Genomic DNA, 6,612 nt, shown 5'->3' on the forward strand with positions numbered 1-6,612 from the left:
GCTTATTCTACCAGACTTTTCTCATCTGTGGTGAACAATGAGTTACATCTGTGTAAAAGAATACAACTATCGAATGATGCGTTTCAAAGGCATCGGTGTGTCTGACAACCAGACATCGACAACAATTGTATTTGTTTCATCCATAGTTGTTGATGTAGAGTATTTTTCTACATAAAGCCCTGTACTGTTTATCCTTAAAGCAATATTTGTCGATTCGGCAAGTTCCTTGAGTTGAGAAATGTTCCAGCCTGTGATATCCGGAAATGTTGTATAAATTTGCTTTCCAGAATTTGATAAGTGATTCTGGTAATCTTTCAAAGTTAGAACCACTTCTTTGAAGAACGGTGCTGCGACAACGCTACTCAGTTTTTCCGTTTGAGGTGAATCGACCCATACCATTATTGTGTAAGGTATATCCAGGACAGCTTGCCCAACAAAGACTGCAGTAACATCTTTTTTCTGGTTTTTCTGTGCGGTACCGGTCTTTCCGTATATCTCTATTCCATCTATCTTTGCGTTTATTCCTGTTCCTCTTTCAACAACATCTCTGAGCATCTGTTTAACAACATCTGCAGTTGATTTGGATATCACTCGCTTCTTGGTAACCTCTTTTCCTTCATCAAGCGTAGGTGAAACATAGATTCCGTCGTTCACTATCGTATTGAAGGCAGCGAGCAGCTGAACGGGGGTTACACCTATGGATTGACCTATAGCCATAAACGCCCAATCAGCTCTGTACCACTTGTCAGGAGTATTAAGCTTTCCTGGAATTTCACCTTGCAATTCTATTCCCGTTTCCTTTCCAAATCCAAAAGATTGAAAAACCTCGTAAAGTTTTTCTGTTCCTAGGGAGTCAACAATGCTTTTCGTGGTAAGCACGGAAACTACGTTGCATGAATGGACCAATCCATCGTACAGATTTATATCCTTGTGAACCTCTAAGTCTTTGATTGTTAGGTTTAAACCTTCGATAGGCTTTACATACCCGGGGCAGTAATATTGAGTGTTAGGTTTCACAAGTCCTAATTCAATTGCGGCTGAAAATAGGATAGGCTTGATAGTGGAACCAGGTTCTATATATCCCATGTAATAGGTAGGCCAACTTTGTGTGGTTAAAGCCGCTCTTACCTTTCCTGTGTTGCTTTCCATTACCAGGACACCGACTTCTGTTGCTTGCTTCTTCTCTTTGTATTCTTGAGCCAAAGTGTAAAGTTGTCTTTGAAGTTCACTATCTATAGTAATACGGACATTCTTTCCGTTTTCAGGGTCGATTTTCACAGAACTTAGAGGTTTCCCAAAGACCCCCGAATAAGTGATTGAAATGATACCATCTCTTACGGGTCGCAAGATTTTATCAAAGTACGCTTCAACACCACTTATTCCGTGCCTCTGGTCTGTCTTACCAATGATAGCGGAAAGTCCAAAATCCGACAAGGAAATACGTCTTTCCTCAGGAACAATTGCAACGAACCTCAGAAACTGTGTGGGAATTTTTTTTAATGCTTCTTGTCTGCTACCGACTACGCCAAGTCGTAAAATGCTTCTCTTATCGATTTCACCGAGTTGTTCCGTCACGCCAAAAGCGTTGAGCAATCTCAAAAAATCTGGCGATTTCTTGAACGCGTTACCAGAAAAACTTCTGAGGTAGTTTAAATCCAAATAGACTCCGTAAACAACCTCGCTAGTAGCGAGCAAACGCCCGCGGGAATCGTAGATATTTCCACGTAGCGCTGGGATATGACTCCTGACAGCGTACTGATTTGTATATATATTTGTATAGACCTTTATAAGTAAAATAGCTACGAACAGTGAAATTGTTATTAACACCAGTCTGTAACGATGACTACTTCTGCTCAATTTATTACATCACGCCCTAATACAATTTTTGCGATCTGCATATCCAAGACTTCACTGTGCTGCCTTAAATTCGATAAACTCTCTTGGTACATCTCAATTTGCCTTGACATCTCCGCTGTCCTTAGGTTAAATTGGTACGCACTAAGAATCAACCCAGCAAATAAAAACCCAGCAAAAACATACTTCAGAACTCGAGAAACAGCCTTCTGTTGTTCTTGCAAACCCTCAAGTTCCGCTTCTCTTCGCTTACTTCTTACAAGCGTCATACTCTATCCCCCTCCGCTCCGCTAAGTTATAAGACAACGTGAAATTAAGGACCCGCTAACAGAAACGAGAAAATAAGCCTACGTAATTTGGCTCATTCCCGCTTCGCTGAGTGAATATTAGAGAAATAGAAAAGCAAAATAAATACCTCCAATACCGGAAGAAAAAACGATACCCCACTTCGCTCTAAGCTAGTTGACCGCTTTACGTTTCCCGCTCTTGTTAAGGATACAGATTACCAAATCAAACTCTTTTAGCTACCCTTAGCTTTGCACTTCTTGACCTTGGATTCTCCGCTAGTTCTTCCATACTCGGTGCAACAAAATCCCCAATTGGTTCTAATCTTGGATCATTTTTGAAGGTGTGTTTTACCAACCTGTCTTCCAAAGAATGGAACGATATAATAGCAAGTCTGCCACCTGGTGTTAACAGATCAGGTGCAAACGAAAGGAACTTCGCTAGATTCTCAAGTTCTTTGTTTACTTCTATACGAATTGCTTGGAAGGTCTTAGTTGCGAAATGACGCTTCCGACTATGAATTTCCTTGTATGGTAGAGCCCTTCTAATGGCTTCTACCAATTCTCTTGTCGTATTTATAGGCCTGCTATTAACGATAGAACGGGCTATTCTTCTGGCGAAACGTTCTTCGCCATAATTGTAAATAATATCGGCTAATCTATCCTCAGGGTAGGTATTAACAACGTGGTGGGCGGTTAACTCATTTTCGAGGTTCATCCTCATATCGAGAGGCTCGTCTTGATTAAATGAAAAACCTCTACCTTCACCTTTGAGTTGGTAGGTAGAAACTCCTAAATCAACAAGAAGTCCATCAACACTATGGACTTGTAGTAGGTTAAGCAAGACGGGTAAATCCACGTAGGAGAATTTGAAGAGCTGAACATTGGGGTAGGTTTCCAAATTTCGCTCCGCTATCTGTAATACTTCACTGTCAACATCTATTCCTATGACTCTACCACCTGTCTCCAATATCCGCTCCGCTATCGCTCGAGTGTGTCCACCTTCCCCTACCGTACAATCCACATACACCCCGTCCGGCTTCCATACCAAGTTGTCCACAACTTCCTTCAGCAATACCGGGATGTGTCGTTCACTGTAAATCCTATTCATGCTTCACTCCGCTCCGCTAGTTTAGAAAAAGACTACTTACATTGTAGAACAAAACATGTGAATTTTGCAATTTTTTCGGAAAAAATGCACTGTTGTCAAAACGTGTATTCAAGCCAATTATAGAACATTCGAAGAAATATACTTAAGTATAGTAAAATTTAACATTTCTTTAAAATGAAAAACAGGAGGGTTGGAACTTCTATGCCCTCCTGTCTTATTTCTCTCAAGGTTCAACAATTCTCTATAGTGTTATCCTAGTTCCTGTCAATCCTTTCAGGGCTTTATCAAGAACCGCCATATCAGTGATCAGACATTCTCTGCCAGTCGAAGTTACAAAGTCTATAGCTGCTTCGATTTTTGGTCCCATACTGCCAGATGGGAACTGTCCTTCTGCAAGGTATTTCTTCGCTTCTTCCACTGTAAGGTGATCAAGCGCTTTCTGGTCAGGCTTGTTGTAGTTAATGTACACCTTTTCAACACCGGTTAAGATTATAAGTATATCTGCATCAATTTCCTTAGCCAACAACGCACTTGCTCTATCCTTATCTATAACGGCTTCAACACCTCTTAGTGTTCCGTTTTCTTGGATCACAGGAATTCCACCACCACCAGCTGCTATGACGATAACGTCTTTTTCAACCAATGTTCTTATTACATTCTTTTCAACAATATCCAACGGAATTGGTGATGGAACGACACGCCTCCAGCCACGTCCGGCATCTTCTTTCATGATCCATCCCTTTTCTTGTTGCAACTTTTCTGCCTCTTCTTTTGAATAAAATGGGCCAACTGGTTTGGAAGGTTTTTGGAAACCGGGGTCGTTCTTGTCAACGATAATTTGTGTAACGACAGCAGTTATTTCTCTTTCCATACTCCTTTTTCTAAGCTCATTACCAAGGGTCAATGCTATCATGTAACCAAGACTGCCTTGTGTTTGTGCATCATTAACATCAAGTGGAAATGGTGGAATCACGTGCTTTGCTAATTCTTGCTGAACCAGAAGGTTTCCAACTTGTGGTCCATTTCCATGAGTTATGACAATATCGTACTCGTCAAGCATAGAAACTAAGAAATGTGCTGTTTCTGCAAGGTTCTTCATCATGTTTTCTGCCGTTGCTTCTTCGCCAGGTCTGTTGACTGCGTTACCTCCGATTGCTACAACTGCCAGTTTTTTCATGCGTACACCTCCAAACACGGAATTTGTATATTAAATTTAAGATAGGGCTATCGCCAGCGCGATGGATGCAAATTTCGATTCGCTTGTATCAGCTCGTGATATGACGATGACCGGTGCTTTCGCTCCAGCTATGATACCAGCTATCTTCCCGTTTGCAAAGTAGACAGCGGACTTCCCGAGAAAGTTCCCACTGTGGATGTCGGGAACAACCAATATATCCGCATGTCCTGCGACATCTCCTTTCACGCCTTTTACTTCTGCTGCATAAACGCTCAAGGCGTTGTCTATTCCTAAAGGTCCATCTATTTTACAATTCTTAATTTGTCCTCTTTCGTTCATTTTCGCGATGATGGCAGCTTCAAGTGTTTCTGGCATGTCGGGGTTAACCGTTTCAACCGCTGCGATAAGTGCAACCCTTGGCATTTCATAGCCTAACTTTCTTGCAACTGCAACCACGTTCTCTATGATCTGGACCTTCTGCTCTAACGTAGGTTTAATTACCATACCACCGTCGGTAACGAAAATCAAGCGGTTCACACCGGGGACTTCTACAACAGCAACGTGAGAGAGCAACCTTTCTGTTCTAAGCCCTTGTTCTTTATCCAAGACAGCTTTGAGCAAAGTTGAAGTTTTCACGAGCCCTTTCATTACGATATGTGCTCTGCCTTCAACGACAGATTTCACAGCTGCTTTCGATGCTTCCTCTTCTGTTCGACAATCAATGATTGGAAAATCCGCACCAAGTTCTCTTAAATTCTCTTCAATTACTTCTCTCTTTCCAAAGAGGATAGCGGAAACGCCCAATTCCTTTGCTTCGATAACGGCCTTCACAGCTTCTTTGTCCTCTGCACCTGCGATTGCGATAACTTTTCCTTTACCCTTTGCCATCTCAATAATTTCAGAAAGTGTCCTTATCATCTCTTCACACCTCCGGCAGACTTTTCAATTACACTAAAATCTTAGCTGCTGCGCATATATAGGTCATGGCTAATAATGCTTCGAAAATCAACTTATAATCGTCGTGTACAATTCTGACTTTTCTACCATCTAAACGTTCGACGAGGGGCATTGAAGAAACAAGGTCAGCCCTGAGGGTATCGCTGAACTCTACGATCATTTCAATTGGAGATGAGAATCGAAAAATCTCAAAATCTTCCCTGGACTTTGTTGATAAAAGCTGTGCGCATTCCTCCAGTTCGTTCAGTAAACTCGCCACAGGTTTCATGATAGCACTATGTCTTCCAATGGATTTCTTAGTTTCTAGGTAAAGTGCCTTTGGCAGGACTTTCGAAGTTTGAATAACCACCTTATCGTCCCCAACTAAGCATCCAAGAGGAACTCCAAACAATCCGGCAAAGGCTGCGTTGATAAGTGCCTCGTTCATCTCCATACCATTTATCCAAATGTTGTGTATCGATGAACTCGAATATGTGTGGTCCATATTTGCATGCAACGTTCCTATCCCTGCGTGGTAGCCGAAAAATACGGTAAAATCATAAGACTCATCTATACCGTACATCATATAATACTGCCTGATTCCACCACTTACTAACGTGACGTTGGGAAATTCCTCGGTGAGCTCCCAGGGTATGTTGTCACCAGCTGCATGGGAATCGACTAGAGTTATCTCATTTCCATCTAACCCTCTCAAGAATGCCCTCAACTGTCTTAACATTTCTTCCTTTTTGTAATCACTACTTTTTTTATCCACATCATTCCAATTTGTAATACCGGCAAGACCTTCGTAGTCGAAAGATATAAATATTTTCTTTCTTGTTGTAGCCATGTCATCCACCCCTGTGAGTATTATAAAACAAAGTAGTCACTATATGAAGTCAGGCAAAAAAGAGCATACAGAAGCATACAAAAGCATACACGAGAATTGAACAGAATTAAAGAGCAAGTATGAACTTCCAAAAAATAGTGGCAATTTTCATAGTATACCTTGAGTGATTATTTCGAAATCTCTGAATGATTTATTCAAATAAACAATTTCTTAACAAAACTTCATAGACCATTCCTTGTGAGTAAAACATCATTCATGTGTTAACATAAAGTTTGTCTTGATTTTTAACATAGACATGTGAGATAATACTCAGTGCACAGCACTTTACCCCACCCCCCTTAATTTCATTAAGTTCATTTTCCTTTTCACTGCGCAATTCGAGGTGTGTTTATGGATGTTT

Annotated in this window: 6 protein-coding genes; all 6 read right to left on the reverse strand. The window is 41.1% G+C overall.

What is annotated here, in order from left to right:
* Positions 1–66: 66 nt before the first annotated feature.
* The 6 genes from NA23_RS10575 to NA23_RS10600 all read right to left on the reverse strand — a co-directional run bounded on the left by NA23_RS10575 (position 67) and on the right by NA23_RS10600 (position 6,212).
* Positions 67–1,857, reverse strand: coding sequence for a peptidoglycan D,D-transpeptidase FtsI family protein (locus tag NA23_RS10575; protein ID WP_033191578.1), 1,791 nt, complete (start codon positions 1,855–1,857; stop codon positions 67–69).
* Positions 1,854–2,123 carry a hypothetical protein gene (locus NA23_RS10580; RefSeq protein ID WP_033191577.1) on the reverse strand — a complete coding sequence of 90 codons (270 nt, stop codon included), beginning with the start codon at positions 2,121–2,123 and terminating at the stop codon, positions 1,854–1,856. Before NA23_RS10580 ends, NA23_RS10575 begins: the two co-directional genes overlap by 4 nt.
* A 241-nt stretch (positions 2,124–2,364) precedes the next feature.
* Positions 2,365–3,249: a 16S rRNA (cytosine(1402)-N(4))-methyltransferase RsmH gene (gene rsmH, locus NA23_RS10585; RefSeq protein WP_033191576.1), complete on the reverse strand. Its 885-nt coding sequence runs from the start codon at positions 3,247–3,249 to the stop codon at positions 2,365–2,367.
* A 241-nt stretch (positions 3,250–3,490) separates the two neighbouring features.
* Positions 3,491–4,426, reverse strand: coding sequence for a carbamate kinase (gene arcC / locus NA23_RS10590; RefSeq protein WP_033191575.1), 936 nt, complete (start codon positions 4,424–4,426; stop codon positions 3,491–3,493).
* Between the two features lie 36 nt (positions 4,427–4,462).
* A complete protein-coding gene (locus NA23_RS10595) occupies positions 4,463–5,344 on the reverse strand; it encodes a bifunctional enoyl-CoA hydratase/phosphate acetyltransferase (RefSeq protein ID WP_033191574.1) in 882 nt (293 codons plus the stop codon).
* A gap of 28 nt (positions 5,345–5,372) precedes the next feature.
* Positions 5,373–6,212: a M55 family metallopeptidase gene (locus NA23_RS10600; protein WP_033191573.1), complete on the reverse strand. Its 840-nt coding sequence runs from the start codon at positions 6,210–6,212 to the stop codon at positions 5,373–5,375.
* Positions 6,213–6,612: the final 400 nt, after the last annotated feature.

Origin of the sequence: Fervidobacterium islandicum (genome assembly GCF_000767275.3) — a bacterium.
Lineage (GTDB): Bacteria > Thermotogota > Thermotogae > Thermotogales > Fervidobacteriaceae > Fervidobacterium > Fervidobacterium islandicum.